Source organism: Acidovorax sp. GW821-FHT10A04, from assembly GCF_059415825.1.
This window is the reverse complement of record NZ_JBWKNZ010000011.1, coordinates 205,697-225,319: the sequence shown is the minus strand read 5'-3', so window position 1 is coordinate 225,319 and position 19,623 is coordinate 205,697. Positions and strand designations below refer to the sequence as shown.

The 19,623-nt window shown below is 68.2% G+C and carries 17 protein-coding genes; 4 read left to right on the top strand and 13 right to left on the bottom strand.

Annotated elements, in window-relative coordinates:
* Positions 1-62 precede the first annotated feature (62 nt).
* Together AC07PF_RS22700 and AC07PF_RS22695 are read left to right on the top strand one after the other, a co-directional pair.
* The gene (locus AC07PF_RS22700) at positions 63-824 is read left to right on the top strand and encodes a 2OG-Fe dioxygenase family protein (RefSeq protein WP_494613360.1); all 762 of its coding nucleotides are present in this window, start codon (positions 63-65) and stop codon (positions 822-824) included.
* A 201-nt stretch (positions 825-1,025) separates the two neighbouring features.
* Positions 1,026-1,463 (top strand): universal stress protein, encoded by a 438-nt coding sequence (locus AC07PF_RS22695; protein WP_007850667.1) that lies wholly within the window; start codon positions 1,026-1,028, stop codon positions 1,461-1,463.
* Between the two features lie 66 nt (positions 1,464-1,529).
* On the opposite strand, the gene AC07PF_RS22690 is transcribed toward AC07PF_RS22695, so the two are convergent.
* The 4 genes from AC07PF_RS22690 to AC07PF_RS22675 all read right to left on the bottom strand — a co-directional run bounded on the left by AC07PF_RS22690 (position 1,530) and on the right by AC07PF_RS22675 (position 5,219).
* Complete coding sequence (locus AC07PF_RS22690; protein WP_494613359.1) at positions 1,530-2,513, bottom strand: tripartite tricarboxylate transporter substrate binding protein; 984 nt, start codon at positions 2,511-2,513, stop codon at positions 1,530-1,532.
* Positions 2,514-2,679: 166 nt separating this feature from the next.
* Positions 2,680-3,864, bottom strand: coding sequence for a beta-ketothiolase BktB (gene bktB, locus AC07PF_RS22685; protein WP_494613358.1), 1,185 nt, complete (start codon positions 3,862-3,864; stop codon positions 2,680-2,682).
* Between the two features lie 34 nt (positions 3,865-3,898).
* Positions 3,899-4,672 (bottom strand): SDR family NAD(P)-dependent oxidoreductase, encoded by a 774-nt coding sequence (locus AC07PF_RS22680; RefSeq protein WP_494613357.1) that lies wholly within the window; start codon positions 4,670-4,672, stop codon positions 3,899-3,901.
* A 4-nt stretch (positions 4,673-4,676) separates the two neighbouring features.
* A complete protein-coding gene (locus AC07PF_RS22675) occupies positions 4,677-5,219 on the bottom strand; it encodes a MarR family winged helix-turn-helix transcriptional regulator (protein WP_494613356.1) in 543 nt (180 codons plus the stop codon).
* Positions 5,220-5,288: 69 nt separating this feature from the next.
* On the opposite strand from AC07PF_RS22675, the gene AC07PF_RS22670 reads away from it, so the two are divergent.
* Complete coding sequence (locus tag AC07PF_RS22670) at positions 5,289-6,182, top strand: EamA family transporter (protein ID WP_494613355.1); 894 nt, start codon at positions 5,289-5,291, stop codon at positions 6,180-6,182.
* Here the strand turns inward: AC07PF_RS22670 and AC07PF_RS22665 are convergent.
* Positions 6,179-6,841, bottom strand: coding sequence for an RluA family pseudouridine synthase (locus AC07PF_RS22665; protein WP_494613354.1), 663 nt, complete (start codon positions 6,839-6,841; stop codon positions 6,179-6,181). The two genes, AC07PF_RS22670 and AC07PF_RS22665, sit on opposite strands and share 4 nt — an antisense overlap.
* Complete coding sequence (locus tag AC07PF_RS22660; protein ID WP_007850654.1) at positions 6,828-9,011, bottom strand: PAS domain-containing hybrid sensor histidine kinase/response regulator; 2,184 nt, start codon at positions 9,009-9,011, stop codon at positions 6,828-6,830. Before AC07PF_RS22660 ends, AC07PF_RS22665 begins: the two co-directional genes overlap by 14 nt.
* 233 nt (positions 9,012-9,244) lie before the next feature.
* Here AC07PF_RS22660 and AC07PF_RS22655 point away from each other — a divergent pair, with 233 nt between their 5' ends.
* Positions 9,245-9,907: an NAD(P)H-dependent oxidoreductase gene (locus AC07PF_RS22655; RefSeq protein WP_494605843.1), complete on the top strand. Its 663-nt coding sequence runs from the start codon at positions 9,245-9,247 to the stop codon at positions 9,905-9,907.
* A 128-nt stretch (positions 9,908-10,035) separates the two neighbouring features.
* Here AC07PF_RS22655 and AC07PF_RS22650 read toward each other — a convergent pair whose 3' ends face one another.
* The 7 genes from AC07PF_RS22650 to gcvT form a co-directional block, all read right to left on the bottom strand.
* On the bottom strand, positions 10,036-11,355 hold the full coding sequence (locus AC07PF_RS22650; protein ID WP_494613353.1) for an MFS transporter: 1,320 nt from the start codon (positions 11,353-11,355) through the stop codon (positions 10,036-10,038).
* Entirely contained in the window at positions 11,345-12,616 is a 1,272-nt protein-coding gene (locus AC07PF_RS22645; RefSeq protein ID WP_494613352.1) for an acyltransferase family protein, read from the bottom strand. Before AC07PF_RS22645 ends, AC07PF_RS22650 begins: the two co-directional genes overlap by 11 nt.
* 64 nt (positions 12,617-12,680) lie before the next feature.
* Positions 12,681-13,721 (bottom strand): MerR family transcriptional regulator, encoded by a 1,041-nt coding sequence (locus tag AC07PF_RS22640; protein ID WP_494613351.1) that lies wholly within the window; start codon positions 13,719-13,721, stop codon positions 12,681-12,683.
* Positions 13,722-13,765: 44 nt separating this feature from the next.
* Positions 13,766-14,119 carry an FKBP-type peptidyl-prolyl cis-trans isomerase gene (locus AC07PF_RS22635; RefSeq protein WP_409963675.1) on the bottom strand — a complete coding sequence of 118 codons (354 nt, stop codon included), beginning with the start codon at positions 14,117-14,119 and terminating at the stop codon, positions 13,766-13,768.
* Positions 14,120-15,074: 955 nt separating this feature from the next.
* Positions 15,075-17,963 carry an aminomethyl-transferring glycine dehydrogenase gene (gcvP, locus tag AC07PF_RS22630; RefSeq protein WP_494613350.1) on the bottom strand — a complete coding sequence of 963 codons (2,889 nt, stop codon included), beginning with the start codon at positions 17,961-17,963 and terminating at the stop codon, positions 15,075-15,077.
* 49 nt (positions 17,964-18,012) lie between these two features.
* Positions 18,013-18,387: a glycine cleavage system protein GcvH gene (gcvH, locus tag AC07PF_RS22625; RefSeq protein ID WP_007860258.1), complete on the bottom strand. Its 375-nt coding sequence runs from the start codon at positions 18,385-18,387 to the stop codon at positions 18,013-18,015.
* Between the two features lie 73 nt (positions 18,388-18,460).
* Complete coding sequence (gene gcvT, locus AC07PF_RS22620) at positions 18,461-19,603, bottom strand: glycine cleavage system aminomethyltransferase GcvT (protein WP_494613349.1); 1,143 nt, start codon at positions 19,601-19,603, stop codon at positions 18,461-18,463.
* Between the last annotated feature and the right edge of the window lie 20 nt (positions 19,604-19,623).

The window sequence follows — 19,623 nt, the reverse complement described above, 5'->3', positions numbered from 1 at the left end:
GCGCACCCTGAGCGAGCTGGCTGCGGGCAATGCCGGCGCATAGGCTTTATGCTTGGGCTCCTATGGCCCAAGTCACTTTTTCTCCCCCGTTCACCGCACCCTCCGGGACTGCGGCGCAACTGCACAGCGCGGGATTCGCCGTGCTCTCGCCCGCCGATGTGGCGGCCTGGATCGGCTGTCCGCTGTCCGAGCTGCTGGCATTCAACGCCGATTGGCAGGCCTTGCCGCCCGACGAATTCCTCAAGGACGGCGGGCGCTACCGGCGCCGGCGCCATTCCTGCTTCGTGGTGCAGCAGGGGCAGGTGCAGCAGGTACCGCACCGCGCGCATTGGCAGCCTGTGGAGTACAACGCACTGCATGGCGGCATGGAGCGCTGGTTTGCGCCCATGGAGGCCGGCACCGTGGCGCAGCCCGCGTGGTCGCAGTTGCTGGTGGCACTGGCCGGTGTTTCCGACGCGGTGTTTGCACCGGGCCAGGTGCCCCAGGCCTGGTCCGTGGAGGCGCACCAGTTCCGCATCGATACCGAAGGCGGCATCGGCCGGCCCACGCCCGAGGGCGCACACCGCGATGGCGTGGACCTGGTGGCCGTGTTCCTGGTGGCGCGCGAGGGCATCAAGGGCGGCGAGACCCGCGTCTTCGAGGCCAACGGCCCTGGTGGCCAGCGCTTCACGCTCACCGAACCCTGGTCGCTGCTGCTGCTCGACGACGCACGCATGATCCACGAGTCCACGCCCATCCAGCCCGTCGCCCCCGGCGGCTACCGCGATACGCTGGTGGTCACCTGCCGGCGCGGAGGGTTCCAGGGCGCGGATGTGGTCGGGTAGACCGATCCACGTGTGTAGGACAAGGCGTCGTCATGGTGGGCAAATGGCAGGATCGACCGCTTGCTGTTTGATGTCGATCAAGATGCGATGTATGGTGCAGGTTCACACTGTCCCTCATCGCACCAAAGGCGGCGCCCAGGGCCAGCGGACAGCTGGTTGCGGACACCACCGAGGGTGCATTCAATGCAAGGAGAAGACACCATGTTCAAGCACATTCTGGTTCCCATCGACGGTTCCGACATTGCCTCGCTGGCAGTGGCCAAGGCGGCAGGCCTGGCCAAGACCTTTGGCAGCGACGTGACCGCCTTGTACGTGGTCGATCCCTATCCGTTCACGGGCGTGGGCGCCGATTTTGCCTATGGCCAGGCGCAGTACCTGAGCGCCGCCACGGCAGAAGCCAATGCCGCGCTGGAGAAGGCGCGCACCGAGCTCGCGGCCGCCGGCGTGCAGGTCAGCACCGTGGTGGGTGAAGGCCATACCGTGCACGATGGCATCCTGAGCGCCGTGCTGAGCACAGGCGCCGACCTGGTGGTGATGGGATCGCACGGTCGCCGCGGCCTGGAGAAGCTGGTACTGGGCAGCGTGACCCAGCGCGTGCTGGGTGCCGTTCACGTGCCCGTGCTGGTGGTGCGGACCTGAGCCTTCGGCGCCTGACAAAAAAATGGCTCCCGAGGGAGCCATTTTTCATGGGTGCGGTAAAAGCGCTTATTCGATCTTCGCGCCGGAGGCTTCCACGATGCCCTTCCACTTGGTGTAGTCGGCTTTGAGCAGGGCGTTGAGTTGTGCGGCCGACATGGCTTCGGGTTCGGCGCCCTGGGCGTGGATGGCGGCCTTCATGTCCTCGGTGGCCAGGAGCTTGTTGATCTCGGCATTCAGGGCCGTGACCACGCTGGCCGGTGTGCCAGCGGGGGCAAACACGCCGTACCAGGTGCTCACGTCGAAGCCCTTGAAGCCCGATTCGGCCACGGTGGGCACGTCGGGCATGGAGGAGCTGCGCTTGGCCGAGGTCACTGCCAGGGGACGCAGCTTGCCCGACTTGATCTGGCCCATGGCCGAGGGCACGGAGGACATCAGCAGGTCCACGTTGCCGGCCAATGCATCCATGAGCGCGGGGTTGGATCCCTTGTACGGGATGTGGCTGAGCTTCAAGCCCGCGGCCTTCTCGAACAGGTCGCCGGCGAGGTGGATGGAGGTGCCGTTGCCGGGCGAGCCGTAGGTGACAGTGCCGGGGGCCGCCTTGGCGGCGGCGACCACGTCGGCCAGGGTCTTGTACTTGGAGTTGGCGCTGGTGGCGATGACCACGGGCGTGTAGGCTACGTGGGCCACGGCGGTCAGGTCCTTGGTGGGGTCCCAGGGCAGGTTCTTGTACAGCCAGGGGCCGATGACCAGGTTGTCCTTCTGGCCCATCACGATGTCGTAGCCCGTGGGCGCGGCCTTCACGGCTTCGCCGATGCCGATGGTGCCGCCCGCACCCGCCTTGTTGTCGGCGACCACGGTCCACTTGGCGCTTTCGGTGAGCTTGGTGGCCACCAGGCGCGAGAGGATGTCGGTGCCGCCGCCCGGCGGGAAGGGCACGATCAGGCGGATGGGCTTGTTGGGGTAGCCGGCAGCGGGAGCGGGCGCCTGGGCATAGGCGGTGGCGCCCAGGGCGAGGGCCAGCGCACTAAAGGAAATCAGGGTGCGAATCATGGTGAAAGATGTCTCCGTCGGTTCAATGGTTGGGCGCGGCTGCTTGGCGCGCGCTCCACTCTGCTGATCTGGGCCAGCACCTCGCCATGATCGCTGATCCGGCGCGGGTGCTGCCTTGCCAATGCGGGGTGGCAGCATCGCCGGTGGCGATGGCAGCCCCGGGTTATCAGATGCGCTCGAAGATCGCGGCAATGCCCTGGCCGCCACCGATGCACATGGTCACCAGCGCATAGCGGCCCTGCACGCGCTGCAGCTCGTGCAGCGCCTTCACGGTGATCAGCGCGCCCGTGGCGCCGATCGGGTGGCCCAGCGAGATGCCCGAGCCATTGGGGTTGACCTTGGCCGGGTCCAGGCCCAGGTCCTTGGTCACCGCGCAGGCCTGGGCGGCAAAGGCCTCGTTGGCCTCGATCACGTCCAGGTCGGCCACCGTGAGGCCGGCCTTCTTGAGCGCCAGCTGCGTGGCCGGCACCGGGCCGATGCCCATGTACTTCGGGTCCACGCCGGCATGGGCGTAGGCCACCAGGCGCGCCAGGGGCTTGGCGCCGCGCGCCTTGGCGGCACCGGCTTCCATCAGCACCACGGCGGCGGCGGCGTCGTTGATGCCCGAGGCATTGCCGGCCGTCACCGTGCCGTTCTCCTTGATGAACACGGGCTTGAGCTTGGCCATGTCCGCAATGGTTGCGCCAGGGCGGAAGTGCTCGTCGGTCGCGTACTGCACGTCGCCCTTCTTGCTTTTCAGGGTGACGGGCACGATCTGGTCCTTGAACAGGCCGGCTTCGGTGGCGCGCTCGGCGCGGTTGTGGCTTTCCACGGCCAGTTGGTCCTGGTCTTCGCGGCTGATGCCCCACTTGGCGGCGATGTTCTCGGCCGTCACACCCATGTGGATGTTGTGGAAGGGGTCGTGCAGCGCACCGATCATCATGTCCACCATCTTGGTGTCGCCCATGCGGGCGCCCCAGCGCATATTCAGGCTGGCGAACGGGGCGCGGCTCATGTTCTCGGCACCTGCGCCGATGGCCACGTCGGTGTCGCCCAGCAGGATGGACTGGCTGGCGTTCACGATGGCCTGCAGGCCCGAGCCGCACAGGCGGTTCACGTTGTAGGCCGGGGTGTTCTCGCTGCAGCCGCCGTTGATGGCCGCCACGCGCGAGAGGTACATGTCCTTGGGCTCGGTGTTCACCACGTGGCCGAACACCACGTGCCCCACGTCCTTGCCTTCCACGTTGGCACGCGCGAGCGATTCGCGCACCACGAGGGCGCCCAGCTCGGTGGGCGGGATGTCCTTGAGGCTGCCGCCAAAGGTACCGATGGCGGTGCGCACTGCGCTGACGACGACGACTTCACGGGTCATGGGAGTTTCCTTTCTGGAGGGAGGTCTGTTGGTTCTATTGAGCGTCTCTTACGTCGGCCACGGGGTTGGTGCCGAAGTCTGCGCGGTCCAGCCAGGCGAGCACGCGGATGGCGGCGTCGGCGGGCGAGGTGAGCTGGCCACCCGTCTTGAGGTTGGCGAAATTCTGGCGGTCCGGGAAGGCCTCGGGTGCGGCACCGCGCAATTGCACCTGCATGTCGGTGTCGATCACGCCTGGGGCCAGCGAGCATACCTTGGCGCCGTGGGGCTTGTGGGCTTCGTCCAGCGCCACGCAACGCGTGAAGTGGTCCATGCCGGCCTTGGCCGCGCAGTAGGCGGCCTGCGAGGCCATGGCCTTGCGGCCCAGGCCTGAGGAGATGTTGAGCACCTTGCGCGCCGTGGCGGTCCAGCCCTCGGTGGCGTGCAGGAAGGCGGCCGTGAGCTGCATGGGCGACTCCAGGCCCACGCGCAGGGCGTTGGCGAGGTCGGCGGCATCGCTCTCCGACAGCGGGGCGATGCGTGGGATCGTGCCCGCGTTGTTGATCAGCGTGGCGCTGGCAAACCGGCCCGGGGCCTGCGCGGCGAGCCAGGCCTTGAGGCGGGCGGCGGCCTGCTCACCTTGCGAGAGGTCCTGCTGCCATTGTTCGAGTGTGGCGCCAGAGGCCTTGGCGGCGGCGGTCAGCGCGTCCTGGGTGTTGCGCGCCAGGCAGACGAGGGTGTTGCCGGGGCTTTGCAGCAGCTGCTCGGCCATGGCCAGGCCCATGCCGCGCGAGGCGCCGGTGAGGATGAAGAGGTGTTGGGTTTGGGACATCCCCTTATCGTACTGCGCCATGCCGGGCCTGCGGCGCAGGCGGGGCTTCCAGGGCGGCCAGCAGCACGGCCAGCTTGGCGTCGAGCACCGCCAGGTCGGCGGCCTTCAGGGGGGCGAGGATGCGGTGCTCGTTGGCCACATGGGCCTGCACCGCCCGGTCGATCAGCGCCAGCCCTGCGGGCGTGAGCTGCACCAGCATGCTGCGTGCGTCCTCGGGGTTGGGCAGGCGCGCCACGAAGCCGCTGGCTTCGAGCTTGTTCATGCGGTGCGTCATGGTGCCCGAGGTGACCATCAGCGTGGAGAACAGCGTGGTCGGTGCCAGGGAATAGGGCGCGCCCGAGCGGCGCAGCGTGGCCAGCATGTCGAATTCCCAGAAGCTCAGGCCGAACTCCTCAAAGGTTTCGTCGAGCCGGCGCTGCAGCAGGGCCGCGCAGCGCTTGATGCGGCCGATGGGGCCCATGGGGCTGACGTCCAGGTCGGGGCGCTCGCGGTGCCATTGGGCCAGGATGGCATCCACGGCGTCGGGCGGGGTGGAGGGTGCTGGCATGGTGGTGCAGGTTGTCTTGATTTCAAGATTTTATGGTACAGTGATTTATCTTGAATTGAAGATAAAATCATGACCGAGACACCTTCCCGCGTCGCCTGGGGCGATGTTTTGCTGACGGCGCTGGCGCCCGCCATCTGGGGCTCCACCTACATCGTCACCACCGAGCTGCTGCCGCCGGACCGGCCCTTCACGGCCGCGCTGCTGCGCACGCTGCCCGCCGGCCTGCTGCTGGTGCTGTGGTGCCGCCAGGCACCGGCCTGGGGCGATGGGCGCGGCTGGGCGCGCCTGCTGTTGCTGGCGGCGCTCAACATCGGCGTCTTCCAGGCGCTGCTGTTCGTGGCTGCCTACCGGCTGCCGGGCGGCGTGGCGGCGGTGGTGGGGGCCATCGGGCCCCTGCTCATGATGGCGCTGACCTGGGCTGTGGACCACCGGCGCCCACCCGCCCTGGCCATGGCGGCCGGGGCGCTCGGCGTGGCGGGCATGGCGGCGCTGCTGCTGTCCCCCGGCGCCGCATGGGACATGGTAGGCGTGGCGGCTGCGCTGGCAGGCACGGTGTGCATGGCCTTTGGCACCTTTTTCGCGCGGCGCTGGCAGTCCGGCGGCCTGCCGGTGCTGGCCTTCACGGGCTGGCAACTGCTGGCTGGCGGCGCCATGCTGTTGCCCGTGGCCTGGGCCGTGGACCCGCCGCTGCCCGCGCTCACGGCTGTGCAGGTGGGTGGTTACGCCTACCTGAGCATCGCAGGGGCGCTGCTGGCCTATGCGCTGTGGTTCCGCGGCGTGGCGCGCCTGCCGTCGGTGGCCGTGTCGTCGCTGGGGCTGCTCAGCCCCGTGGCCGCCGTGCTGCTGGGCTGGGCGCTGCTCGGACAGGCCTTGCGCGGCACCTCGCTGGTGGGCGTGGTGGTGGTGCTGGCCAGCATTCTGGCCGTGCAGTGGGCCATGGCGCGGCAGGCCGAGCGCAGCTAGAAATCGGGCGCCAGATGGAACTGCAGCAACTCGCCGGTGACCGGGTGCGCCAGCGCCAGCTCGCTCGCATGCAGCAGCAGGCGCGGTGCGCGCGCCTGGGTGGCGGCATCGGCGTACAGCGCATCGCCCAGGATGGCATGGCCCACGGCGGCCAGGTGCACGCGCAGTTGGTGGGTGCGGCCAGTCACGGGTTCGAGCAGCAACCGCGTGGTGTGGGCTGCCGCGTCGTGGGCATCGGCACGCCAGCGCGTGAGGCTGGGCTTGCCCGCCGCCGCGTCGATCACGCGCAGCGGGCGGCGCTCCCAGTCGGCGGCAATGGGCAGGTCGATATCGGCCCAGGTGCCGCCATCGACCAACCCCATGTGTCCTTGCACCACCGCCACGTAGCGTTTGTGCACCTGGCGCTGCTCGAACGCCAGGCCCAGGCGGCGCTGGGCGTCGATGTGCCGCGCCATGAGCACCAGGCCCGAGGTGGCCTGGTCCAGCCGGTGCACGATGAGTGCGCCGGGCCAGCGTTGCTGTGCGCGGGCGCTCAGGCAGTCCTGCTTGTCCGGCCCGCGGCCGGGCACGCACAGCAGGCCCGCAGGCTTGTACAGCACCAGGATGTCCGCGTCCTCGTGCAGTGCCTGCGCGGGCAGGGACTCGTCAGGCAGCACCATGGCCGTGGATGAGCCGGTGCACCGTGGCCACCAGTTCCTCCACATCATTGGGTTTGTGGATCAGGGCGCTCGCACCCTCGGCCATGGCGGCCTGCTCGATCTCGGTGGTCACATAGCCCGATGCCAGGGCCACTGGCAGGTCCGGGCGTATCTGGCGTGCCTCGCGCACCAGGTCGGTACCGACGAAGCCGGGCATGTTGTAGTCGGTCACCAGCAGGTCGTAGCGCTGTGGGTCGGCCCGCAATGCGGCGCTGGCTTCGTGCGGGTCGGTGTAGCCGCTCACCTCGTAGCCACGGCGGCGCAGCAACCGCTGCACCAGGAAGACCAGGGCCTGGTCGTCGTCCACGTACATCACATGGGGCTTGCGCTGGTCGACCTGCGCCGTGGCCAGCGGAGCGGGTGCGGGGGGCGGTACCAGTGCCGGCGCTGCCTCGGTGCTGCCCGGTGCTACCGGAAAGTACAGCGTGAAGCGGCTGCCGTGGCCCGGGATGCTGCTCACGTCGACCGCGCCTTCGTGCGTGCGCATCACGCCATGCACCACGGCCAGGCCCAGGCCCGTGCCCTGGCCCACGGGCTTGGTGGTGAAGAAGGGCTCGAAGATGCGCTGCAGCGTGGCCGCCTCGATGCCAGGCCCGTTGTCGCGCACGGCGAGGGCCACGTAGTGGCCGTCAGCCAGCCCCAGGCGCTCGCTCAGGCGCTGGTCGGGCTGCACGGCGGCGGCTTCCACATGAATGCTGCCGCGCGCGGCGCCGATGGCGTGGATGGCATTGGTGCACAGGTTGAGCAGGGCCTGCTCGACCTGCGTGGCATCGGCCAGCACCGGCGGCAGGTCCAGCTGCAGTTGCATGTGCAGCTCGATGGCCGGGGGCAGGGTCACGCGCAGCAGGCGTTCGGTGTCGTGCACCACCTCCACCAGCGGCACGGCCGTGCGCTTGGGCGGCTCGTTGCGGCTGAAGGTCAGGATCTGGCGCACCAGGTCGCGCGCGCGGCGCCCGGCCTTGTCGATCTCGCGCAGGCTCTCCAGCGCGGGCGAGCCCGGGGCGCTGTCGGCCTTGGCCAGCTCCACGTTGCCCAGGATGGCGCCAAGGATGTTGTTGAAGTCGTGCGCGATGCCCCCGGCCATGGTGCCCACGGCCTGCATCTTGTGCGATTCGCGCAGTTGCGCCTCCAGCTCGCTGCGGTGCGCCTCCGCCTTCTTGCGGCCTGTCAGGTCGCGCGCGAACACGGTGGTAGTCTCGCCCTCGGCATGGCGCTCGAACGAGACGCTCACCTCCACCGCGAGCTCCTTGCCGCCGGCCGTGAGCGCCGTCATCTCGCCCAGCATGGCCTGCGTGGTGAGCTGCGCGAAGGTCAGGCCCTGCGTCGCACCGGGCAGGAATCGTTCGAGCGGGCTGCCCAGCGCATCGCTGGCGCTGCACTGGAACAATGCCGCCGCCGTGGGATTGAACACGGTGATGCGCTGGTGCTGGTCGACGCAGATGATGGCGTCCAGGGCGGAGTTGATCACCGCCTCCAGCCGCTTCTCGCTGGCATACAGCTGCTGGTTGCGCTGCTGCAGGGCCTGCGCGCTGTGCTGCAGTGCGCGCCGCTCGGTGAGCAGCGGGCCCTGGTCGATCACCGCGCACAGGTACTGCGACACGGGTGGGCCGCCGCCGGCCTGGGGCGCCTCGATGTGGGCGATGTGCAGATCGCCTTTGATGCGCAGCTCCCCGCCGATGTCGAAAACCACCTCGTTGACTTCGCTGCGCCCCAGGTTCTCGGCCTGGGCGAAGGCATTGTGTACCCGGTCCACGTCGGCTGCACTCACGAAGGGCATCAGGGACGTGAGGGGGCGGTCGCGCTCGGTGGGCTGGAACGAGCGGTGCGCCATGGAGTTGGCCTGCACCACCATGTCGTGCTCGTCGATCACCATCAGCGCCAGCGGCATGCTGGCGAACAGGGTTTCGAAGCGTTCCGAGGCGCTCTCGGCAACGGCCTGGCTGTAGCGCAGCACCTTGTTCTGGCTCTCGAGCTCGGCCTGGTAGGCGCGCAGCTCGGCCACCAGGCCCTCGGCGGGGCTGCCCGCAGTGCTTGCCGTGCCGTCGCTGGCCGCGACCGCATCGTCCGCCGTTGCACCGGATGCAGGCGAACGCCGGGAGGGGTCCAGGAAAGACAGGTCCGGTTCACTCATGGACAGGGGGCGATCAGCAAGGCAGCACCGCGCGAAGAGGGGAGGTGGGAGGAAAAAACAAGTGTAAGCCTCCCTGGAGTCCCCATACCGCGCATGGATGGGGCGATTGTTGACCGAATCCGAACAATCCTTTTCCCCGCCGCCCCTTACCGAACCCATTCCCGTTCTCTACAGTTCATCCATCGGCATTGCGATGCCGTCCACTCAACCAAGATACTTCAGGAACACTGTCCATGACCACAGCCGACCACACCACCGTCGCCAACCCGCTGCTCGACAAGCTGCAATGGCGCTATGCCGCCAAGAAGATGGACGCCGCCAAGAGCGTGCCGGCCGACAAGGTCGAGCGCATCCTGGAGGCTGCGCGCCTGGCGCCCACCTCCAGCGGTCTGCAGCCGTTCGAGATCATCGTCGTGACCGACCCCGCCGTGCGTGCCCGCATCCAGCCCATCGCCTGGAACCAGGCACAGATCACCGACGGCTCGCACCTGCTGGTGTTCGCCGCCTGGGACAACTACACGGCTGAGCGCATCAACATGATGTTCGACCTGACCAACGAGCAGCGCGGCTTCAAGAACGAAGGCTGGGAAAACTACCGCCAGATGCTGCTGGGCATGTACCCTCAGCGCGATGCGGAAGTGAACTTCCAGCACGCCGCCCGCCAGGCCTACATCGGCCTGAGCGCCGCCCTGATGGCCGCCGCCTTCGAAGGCGTGGACTCGACGCCCATGGAAGGCTTCGACCCCAAGGCCCTGGACGAGATCCTGGATCTGAACGCCCGCGGCCTGCGCAGCGTCGCCATCCTGCCCCTGGGCTACCGCGCCAGCGAAGGCGACTGGCTGGTGAACCTCAAGAAGGTGCGCCGCCCACGCGAACAGTTCGTCACCGAAGTGTGATGAAACGCCCCGGCTGGCCCGCGCGGGCCGACCGGGCGCGGTTGCTGCATCTCTCTCTCCTCCGCCGTCTCTGAGACGTTCCGCCCGACACCCCAGGTGCCGGGCGGTTTTTTGCGTTGCTGCGCAGGTCAGCGCACCGCACTGGGCGCATCCGTGACCTGGCGCAGCGGCGTGAGCACGAAGGCCAGGGCCACCAGCACCACCAGGGCGCCGCCACTGGCGGCAAACAGCTGGGCCAGCGTGATGCTCTTCATGAGCCAGCCCGTCACGGCCGCCGAGATCGGCGCCAGGCCCATGAAGATGAACATGAACAGGCTCATCGCCCGGCCGATCAGCATGGGTGGCACGCGCTGCTGGATCCAGGTGAACACGCGCACCTGCATGAAACCACCCAGCAGGCCGATGGCCAGCATCAAGCCAGCGCCCTGCCATGTGGCGTCGATCATGCCCATGGGGATGAACAAGAGGCCGATGACGGCATCGAAGACCAGGATGGTCAGCCCCAGGCTGCCCACACGCAGCCGCGGGAACATGCCCGAGGCCACCATGCCCGCCAGCGTGCCTGCGCCGTGGGCGCCCAGCATGGTGCCGAAAGCGGCCGCACCCAGCGTGGGCGTGCTGCTGGCCAGCACCGGCACGGCGATGTGGATCGGGCCCATGATGAACAGGGCGATGGCACTCCAGTAGAGGAAGCAGGTGCGCAACTCGGCATCGCGCCAGAAATGCGCCAGGCCCTGCGCCACCGAGGCCAGCACGGCCTGCGGTGCCGCCGTGCCGGCAGCTGGCGCGGCTGCCGCCAGCGTGCGCACCTTGGCCAGGGTCCAGGCCGAGATGCCGAAGCTCAGCGCATCGAGCGCGAAGGCGATGCCGATGCCCGTCGCATTGGCCCGGGCGTCCGCGCCGGTGCCCGCGCTGCCGTCGCCGAACAGCGCGATCAGCAGGCCCGCGAGCAGGGGGCCGAGGAACATGGTGAGCTGGCGCAGGCCCAGGCTGATGCCGTTGGCCGCCTGCAGCTGGGCGCGCGGCACCACGTGGGGCATCATCGCAGTGCCCGCAGGGATGCTGAAGGCCGTGGACAGGCCGATCGCCAGCGACAGCACATACACCATCCACAGCGTGAGCGTGCCCGTGAGCACCAGGCCGCTGAGCAGCGCCAGCAATACCAGGTTGATGTACTTGGTCAGCATCAGCACCTGCTTGGGGGAATAGCGGTCCACCAGCGCGCCGCCGATGAGGATGAACAGCGCGCGTGGCACGCTCATGAGTGCCAGCACGGTGCCCAGCACCAGCGTGTCACCGGTCATCTGCAGCACCAGCCAGGGCAGTGCGATCAGGGTGAACTGGTCACCCAGCATGGTCAGGGCCGAGCCGCTGGTGAGCCAGCGGAAATTGGCGTCGCGCCACAGCGCGGCGCGCGGGTCGGCGTTCGGGTTCGTCTCAGTGCGCATGGGTGGGTTCTCCGGAAGAAGGGTGGGAGCGGTGGCGGCTTCCATTGAGGAGCGCGCCGACGGCCGTGGAACGGACAAGAAAGTGGTAGCTCGCCAGGCACACGGCGGTGGTAGCGCTGATGTTGATCAGCATCTTGGCCAGCGCGGGCAGGGGCAGGCCGTACAGCAGCGCGCCAAAGCCGATGGTCAAGGGCAGGTGCACCAGGTACACCCAGTAGGAGCTGTCGGCCAGCCAGGCCAGCCATGCATGGCGGCCCCGCACATGGCGCAGGAAGATGCCGATCAGCGCAAAGCTCCACAGCCAGGACGCGGTGTTGTAGACCAATGCAATGGCGAACAGCAGGGCTTGCGGGGCAGCGCCTGATTGCGTGGCGGCCTCGGCCAGCACGCCCGTGGCCAGGAACAGGGCGAAGGCCGAGGCCTCCGGGTGCGCCAGCGTTTCCATGAGGATGCCCGTCAGCAGAAAGCAGACGCCGCCTGCCGCTGCGTACAGCGGCCAGTGCCTCTGCCAGTGCGCGAACAGGCGTTCGCGCAGCAGGTACGCGCCGGTGCCGAACGCGAAGAACAAGCCGTTGTGCAGCCATTCGGCCAGCGGTGGCAGGAAGGCGCCACTCGGTGTCAGGATTCCGTTGGGGTAGCGGCTGCCCAGCCAGGCCAGGGGCAGCGCCAGTACCAAGGCTCCCCAGGGCGATTCGCCCAGGTGGCTGACGCATGCCGCCAGGGCAGCGTGGACGCGGTCCGGCAGCCGGACCAGGGCCCAGTGCAGTGGCACCGAGAGAACGCAGAACCACAGCAGCAGCCACAGGAACCACAGGTGCATGGTGGAAAGCCCCTGGGGCACGCCGGGGCGTGGCTGCAGCAGGCCCTTGTCCAGCCCCCAGGTTCCGTGCGCCATGCGGTGCAGGAACAGCAGGGCCAGCACCGCGCAGGCGGCGTACAGCAGCGGCCAGAACACGGCGAAGGGCAGCGCCAGCCGGCGCATGCGGTGGCGCAGCATGCCGGGGGCTCCCCGGCGCTGCACCAGCAAGGCCACGAAGAAGCCCGCGAGGATGAAGAACACCGGCATGCGGAACGCATGGATGAACGCCATGAGCAGGTCCGCCACGGGGGTGGAGCGGTCGTCGTGCCAGGGCAGGGGCGATGGAGAGAGCAGGTGGATCACCGCGACGTGCAGGACGATGCCCAGCCACATCATGGTCGCGCGCAGGTTGTCCAGGGCGTGCAAGCGGTCGGCGGGGGCGTTGTCGTCAGCGGGTGTCATGGTCGGTCCAGAAGCTCTGGGGTCCGACTGTGGGCCCTCACGTTGCGTGAGGGTCAAGCATTTTTCAACGCTTTTTGGGCCGGCCGGATGCCTGCTCTGCCGGGGCCGCCTGCGCCAGCACTTCCAGCAGGTAGTTGCGCACCGCCTGGCTCAGCGGGGAGCCGGCGCGCAGCAGCGGTTCCTGCGCCGATGCCGTGAGCAGTTTCTCGCGCAGCACGGGGTCGTGGCTGGTCAGTTGCCCGAACAGGGCATCCCAGCGCAGGGCCGCCGCAACCGCCTCGGGCTGGTGGGCGGGCACGCCGTCGGCCAGCAAGCGCTGCACGTCCCGCTCCAGTTGTTCCCATTGCGTGTGCGGCACATGCCCGAGCCGGCGCAGGTCTTCGCGGGTCAGGTACTTCTCGAGCAGCGCCATGCGCATCTTGATCGCGGTTTCGACGAACTCGATCATGTCGCCCGGCGGCGCGTGGTTGCGTCCCTGGGTGCTGGGCTCGGTGCGGAACATGTGGCCCCAGCGGTCCAGCAGCTCCAGGTCGCCACCCATCCAGTGCAGCATCAGCGCCATCCAGCGGTAGGCCAGGGCCTGGACCTCGGGGCTGTCAGGGGGCTGCTGGCGGTCCATCGCATTGCGCACCAGGTCCTTGACCACCAGCCAGTCGGCCTCGATCAGGCTCCAGTTGGTGAAGATCTGCTTGAGCTCGGCGGAGCTGAAGTACTTGCCGTAGGTCGTCATCAAGGCCAGCGCTTCAAGCCAGTTGCCCATGTCGGGCTCGGCTCCGGCCATCAGGCCGTCGCGCAGCATGGTCAGGCGCGCGCGCAGCTCGGTGGCCTGCGTGATCTGCTGGTCCAGCGCACGGATCTGCTGGCCGATGATGCGCTCGGGGGCCATGCCCTCGCCAGCCAGCAGCTCGCCGATGTCGCTGAGCGCCAGGCCCATCTGGCGCATGGTCTGGATGCCATGCAGGCGCTGCACGTCAGCCTGGCTGTACAGCCGGTAGCCGGCCTCGGAGCGGCCGGAGGGCGCGAGCAGGCCGATCTCGTCGTAATGGTGCAGGGTGCGCACCGTGAGGCCGGTGCGGCGGGCCAGTTCCCCGACTTTCAGCAGCATGTGCAAGGAATGGATGAAAGTGGCCCGCGCGCCGGTGGTTCTGGTTACTTGCCGACGGAAATCAGCTCGATCTCGAAGTTCAGCGTGGCGTTGGGCGGGATCACGCCGCCGGCACCGTTGGCACCGTAGGCGATGGCGGGTGGGCAGGTCAGCTTGGCCTTGCCGCCGGGCTTCATGCGCTGCACGCCTTCGGTCCAGCAGGGGATCACGCGGTTCAGCGGGAACGAGGTGGGTTCGCCGCGCTTGTAGGAGCTGTCGAACTCCTTGCCATCGAGGAAGGTGCCCTTGTAGTGCACCTTGACGGTGTCGGTGGCCTTGGGCGATTCGCCGGTGCCGTCCTTGATCGATTCATAGACCAGGCCGCTGGAGGTGGTGACGGGTTTGGCTTGTTGGGCCATGGCGGCGGGGGCGATGGCGAGGGTGGCGAGCAGCAGGCACAGGGTGTGGCGCAAGGGGTTCTCCTTCGAGTATTTCAAACAGGCGCGATCTTAGTCGTGTTCTTGTGGGTGTCCGTTCGATGTTGTTTCGGTGGGTGCTTCTGTAGTTGTTTTGAGGGCGGAGGCCGGGATGTGCGCCCGGCGGCTGGGCTGGTTTGGCGGCATGCTTTGATGGAGGGCGGGAGCCGGGTCTCGGCCCGGCGGCCGAGGTACCTTTCTTTGCGTCGCCAAAGAAACGTACCCCAAAGAAAGGCGACCCCGCTGCCCGTGTCCCCCTCGCACTTCGTACGAGGGGGCAACCTGCGATGCTCGATCCTGGGGTGCACCGCGGAACTCGCTGCGTTCCCCCTGCGGGTGAACTCCGCTCAAACATCCGCGGTGAGTCAGACAACGATGCGCGTGTCCTTCGGCACGCGCTCACCCCAGGCCCTGCGCTTCTCGGCACAGTCAGAAGGGGGTGGGAACGGGCTCCACACGGGCCATTGCTTCGCTCGGCCCGATCTGCCTCGCTGTGCCAGTTGCGTCGGCAGCGCGCAGCGCGTAACCGACACCTGGCGCGGCTGCCAAGGCAGCAGCCGGGTGGTACCCGCTCCCCACCCCTGCTGGCTGCGCCGAGAAGCGCAGGAGCTGGGGTGGGTGCATGTGCCGAAGGACACATGCACTTCGTCGTCTGGCTCGTCGATGCTGTCTGAGCGGAGTTCGAAGAACGAAGCGAGTTCATCGACGTCCACCCCAGATCCGAGCATCGCAGGTTGCCCGCAGCGAAGCGAAGGGACGCAGACTGGGGGCCGCCTTCTCTTTGGTGACTTTCTCTTGGCGGCCCAAGAGAAAGTTACTGCGCCGCCGGGCGCACATCCCGGCCTCCGCCCTCAACACCGGCAGGAAGCCATAACAGACCCCGCCAAGAAACGAAAGATCAAGCGTAATCGCTGACCGGAATGCAACTGCACGCCAGATTGCGATCCCCCCACACATTGTCCACCCGCCCCACAGGCGACCAGTACTTGCTGGAGCGCAAGGCCGCCACGGGATACGCAGCCACCTCGCGCGCATAGGGCCGCGTCCACTCGCCAGTCAGCAGACTCTCCGCCGTGTGCGGCGCATTCTTCAGGGGATTGTTGTCCTGCGGCCAGGCCCCGGCTTCGATCTGGCGGATCTCCTCGCGGATGGCGATCATCGCGTCGATGAAGCGGTCGATCTCGAACAGCGTCTCGCTCTCGGTGGGCTCCACCATCAGCGTGTTGGGCACGGGGAAGCTCAGCGTGGGCGCGTGGAAGCCGTAGTCGATCAGGCGCTTGGCCACGTCCTCTGCCATCACGCCGCTGGTGTCCTTCAACTGGCGCAGGTCCAGGATGCACTCGTGCGCCACATGGCCGTTGGCGCTGGCGTACAGCGTGGGGTAGTGGTCCTTGAGGCGCGCGCTGATGTAGTTGGCCGACAGGATGGCGGTCTCGGTCGCGGCCTGCAGGCCTTCGGCGCCCATCATGCGGCAGTACATCCAGCTGATGGGCAGCACGGCGGCATTGCCCAGGGGCGCGGCCGAGACGGCGCCCACGCCGCCAGCAACGCCGGCCGTGGCATGGCCGGGCAGGTAGGGCACGAGGTCTTCCACCACGCACACCGGGCCCACGCCGGGGCCGCCACCGCCGTGGGGGATGCAGAAGGTCTTGTGCAGGTTCAGGTGGCTCACGTCGCCGCCGAACTCGCCGGGCGCTGCCACGCCCACCAGGGCGTTCATGTTGGCACCGTCCACGTAGACGCGGCCGCCGTGCTGGTGCACCAGGGCGCACAGCTCCTTGACCTGGGTCTCGAACACACCGTGCGTGCTGGGGTAGGTGATCATCACCGCTGCCAGATTGGCGCTGTGCTGCTCGCACTTGGCCTGCAGGTCCACGAGGTCCACGTTGCCGTTGGCGTCGCAGGCCGTCACCACCACCTGCATGCCCACCATCTGCGCGCTGGCAGGGTTGGTGCCGTGCGCGCTGCTGGGGATCAGGCAGATGTTGCGGTGGCCGTGGCCCTGGGCCTCATGGTAGGCCTTGATGGCCAGCAGGCCTGCGTATTCGCCCTGCGAGCCGGCATTGGGCTGCAGGCTGATGCCGGCATAGCCCGTGGCCTGGCACAGCCAGGCGCGCAGCTGCTCGTCGAGCTCGCGGTAGCCTGCGAGCTGCTCGGCCGGTGCGAAGGGGTGCACCTGGGCGAACTCGGGCCAGGTGATGGGGATCATCTCGCTCGTGGCATTGAGCTTCATGGTGCAACTGCCCAGGGGGATCATGCTGCGGTCCAGCGCCAGGTCCTTGTCCGACAGCTGGCGGATGTAGCGCAGCATGCCGGTTTCGCTGTGGTGGGTGTTGAACACCGGGTGCGTGAGGTAGCTGCTCGTGCGGCGCAGTTCGGCCGGGATCAGCGGCTCCACGCCCTTCTCGAAGGCGTCGAAGGTCGGCAGGGCCTGGCCGTCCTTGGCGAAGACCTTCCACAGAAGGGCGATGTCGGCACGCGTGGTGGTCTCGTCGAGCGAGATGCACAGGTAGTGCTCGAAGTACACGCGCAGGTTGGCGCCCAGCTGCACGGCGCGCGCGGCGATGGCCTGGGTGGCGCCGTCGGTCTTGAGCGTCAGGGTGTCGAACGTCGCCTGCGGACGCACGGGCGCACCCAGCTGCTCCAGCCCCTTGGCCAGGATGGCGGTGTAGCTGGCCACGCGCTGGGCGATGCGCTTCAAGCCCTCGGGGCCGTGGTACACGGCGTACATGCTGGCCACCACGGCCGGCAGCACCTGGGCCGTGCAGATGTTGGAAGTCGCCTTTTCGCGGCGGATGTGCTGCTCGCGCGTCTGCAGCGCCAGGCGGTAGGCGGGCTTGCCATGGGTGTCCACGCTCACACCGACCAGGCGGCCAGGCAGGGAGCGCTTGAACTCATCGCGGCAGGCCATGTAGGCGGCGTGCGGGCCGCCCGCGCCCATGGGCATGCCAAAGCGCTGGGTGGTGCCTACGACGATGTCGGCGCCCCATTCGCCGGGCGGTGTGATCAGGGTCAGCGCCAGCAGGTCGGCGGCGGCGATGAAGGCGGCCTGCTTGCCATGGGCCTTCTCCACGTCGGCGCGCAGCTCGTCGATGCGGCCGCTGGTGGCGGGGTACTGGGCCAGCACGGCAAAGTATTCGCCGTCGAGCGCGGCATGCCACTCGGGCGCGGAATTGGCCAGCACCACCTCGATGTTGAGCGGCTTGGCACGGGTCTGGATGACCTCGATGGTCTGCGGATGCGCGTCACCGGCGACGATGAAGCGGTTGCTCTTGCTCTTGACCGAGCGCTTGGCCAGCGTCATGGCCTCGGCCGCGGCCGTGGCCTCGTCGAGCATGGAGGCGTTGGCAATCGGCATGCCGGTCAGGTCGCAGACCATGGTCTGGAAGTTGACCAGGGCCTCCATGCGGCCCTGCGAGATCTCGGCCTGGTAGGGCGTGTAGGCCGTGTACCAGGCCGGGTTCTCGAGGATGTTGCGCAGGATCACGCCCGGCGTGTGCGTGCCGTAGTAGCCCTGGCCGATGAAGCTCTTGAGCACCTGGTTCTTGCCTGCCATGGCCTTGAGCTCCGCCAGGGCCGCCGCCTCCGTCACGGGGGGGGGCAGGTCCATGGCCGTGCTGCGTGCAATCGAGCGCGGCACGATGCTCTCGATGAGGGCGCGGCGCGAGGCCTCGCCGATCACCGACAGCATGTGCGCTTCGTCGGCCGCGTCGATGCCGATGTGGCGGGGCAGGAATTCGGTGGCGTTTTCGAGCGCGCCGAGCGGCAGGGCGGATTGCATCAACATGGGGCAGGTCTCAGGCTTCTTGAGGAGAGGGCGGGGCGTTCAGCGCGCCTCAGGCGTTCTTGGCGAACTCGGTGTAGTCGGTCTCGGACAGCAGCGCGTCGAGCTGGCCGGCATCGCTGAGCTTGACCTTGAAGAACCAGCCCGCGTTCAGGGGATCGGAATTGGCCAGCGACGGATCGGCGCGCAGGGCTTCGTTGACTTCGACGATCTCGCCGGAAACGGGCATGTACACGTCGGCGGCGGCCTTCACGGACTCGACCACGCCGGCGACTTCGCCCTGGGCGAAGCTCTTGCCCACTTCGGGCAGGTCCACGAACACCACGTCACCCAGGGCATCCTGGGCGTGCACGGTGATGCCCACGACGGCGGAGTCGGCGTCGGCGGCGTTGATCCATTCGTGGTCTTTGGAGAATTTGACGGTCATGGGGAAAGCTCCTGGGGCTTTGAAAAATGAAGGAATCTGCAATGTAGCGGGCCGGGCCCGCAGCGGTGTGAAATCAGCCGCGGAAATAGTTGGCAGGCGTGAACGGCATGGCGCGCACTTCCATGGCCACGGCCTTGCCGCGCACGATGGCGTTCACGCGGGTGCCGATGGCGGCAAACGCGGGGCTCACGTAGCCCATGGCCACGGGCTCGTTCACCGTGGGGCCTAAGAGGCCGCTGGTGACCTCGCCGATCTTCTGGCCATCGGTGCTCTGCAATTCGGTGTGCTCGCGCACGGGCACGCGCTCCAGCGCCACCAGGCCCACGCGCTTGCGTGGCAGGCTGGTGGGGTTGTCGATCTGTGCCAGCACCTTGTCGGCACCGGGGAAGCCGCCTGCGCGCGCGCCGCCGGTGCGGCGCACCTTCTGGATCGCCCAGTTCAGCGCTGCCTCGGGCGGGGTGGTGGTGGTGTCGATGTCGTTGCCGTACAGGCACAGGCCGGCTTCCAGGCGCAGCGAGTTGCGTGCGCCCAGGCCGATGGGCTTGACCTCGGGCTGTGCCAGCAGGGCGCGGGCCAGCGTGTCGGCCTGGGCCGCGGGTACCGAGATCTCGAAACCGTCCTCGCCCGTGTAGCCGCTGCGCGTCACGAAGCAGTCGCAGCCGGCGATGGTGTAGCTGCCGCCGGTCATGAACACCAGCTTCTCGATGCCAGGGGCCAGGCGCGCCAGTGCGGTTACGGCCTGCGGGCCCTGCAGCGCCAGGAGGGCATGGTCGGGCATGGGCACCACGTCGCAGCGCTGGCCGATGCGCGCCTGGATGTGTGCGATGTCCCCGACCTTGCAGGCACCGTTGACGATCACGAACAGCGTGTCGTTGCCCTGGTTGAAGAACATCAGGTCGTCGATGATGGTGCCTTCGTCGGTCAGCAGCAGGCCGTAGCGCTGCTTGCCCACGGGCAGGTCGACCACGTCCACGGGCACCAGCGTCTCGAAGGCCGCGGCGGCATCCGGGCCGACGAGCTGGAGCTGGCCCATGTGCGATACGTCGAACAGACCGGCTGCGGTGCGGGTGTGCACATGCTCGGCCATCAGGCCGGCGGGGTACTGCACGGGCATGGAATAGCCGGCGAACGGCACCATGCGGGCGCCCAGCTCCAGGTGCAGGGCGTTCAGGGGCGTGGTGAGCAGGGGGGCTGCGGTAGCGGCAGGGGCAGACATGGGGCGGACTCCGGGCAAAT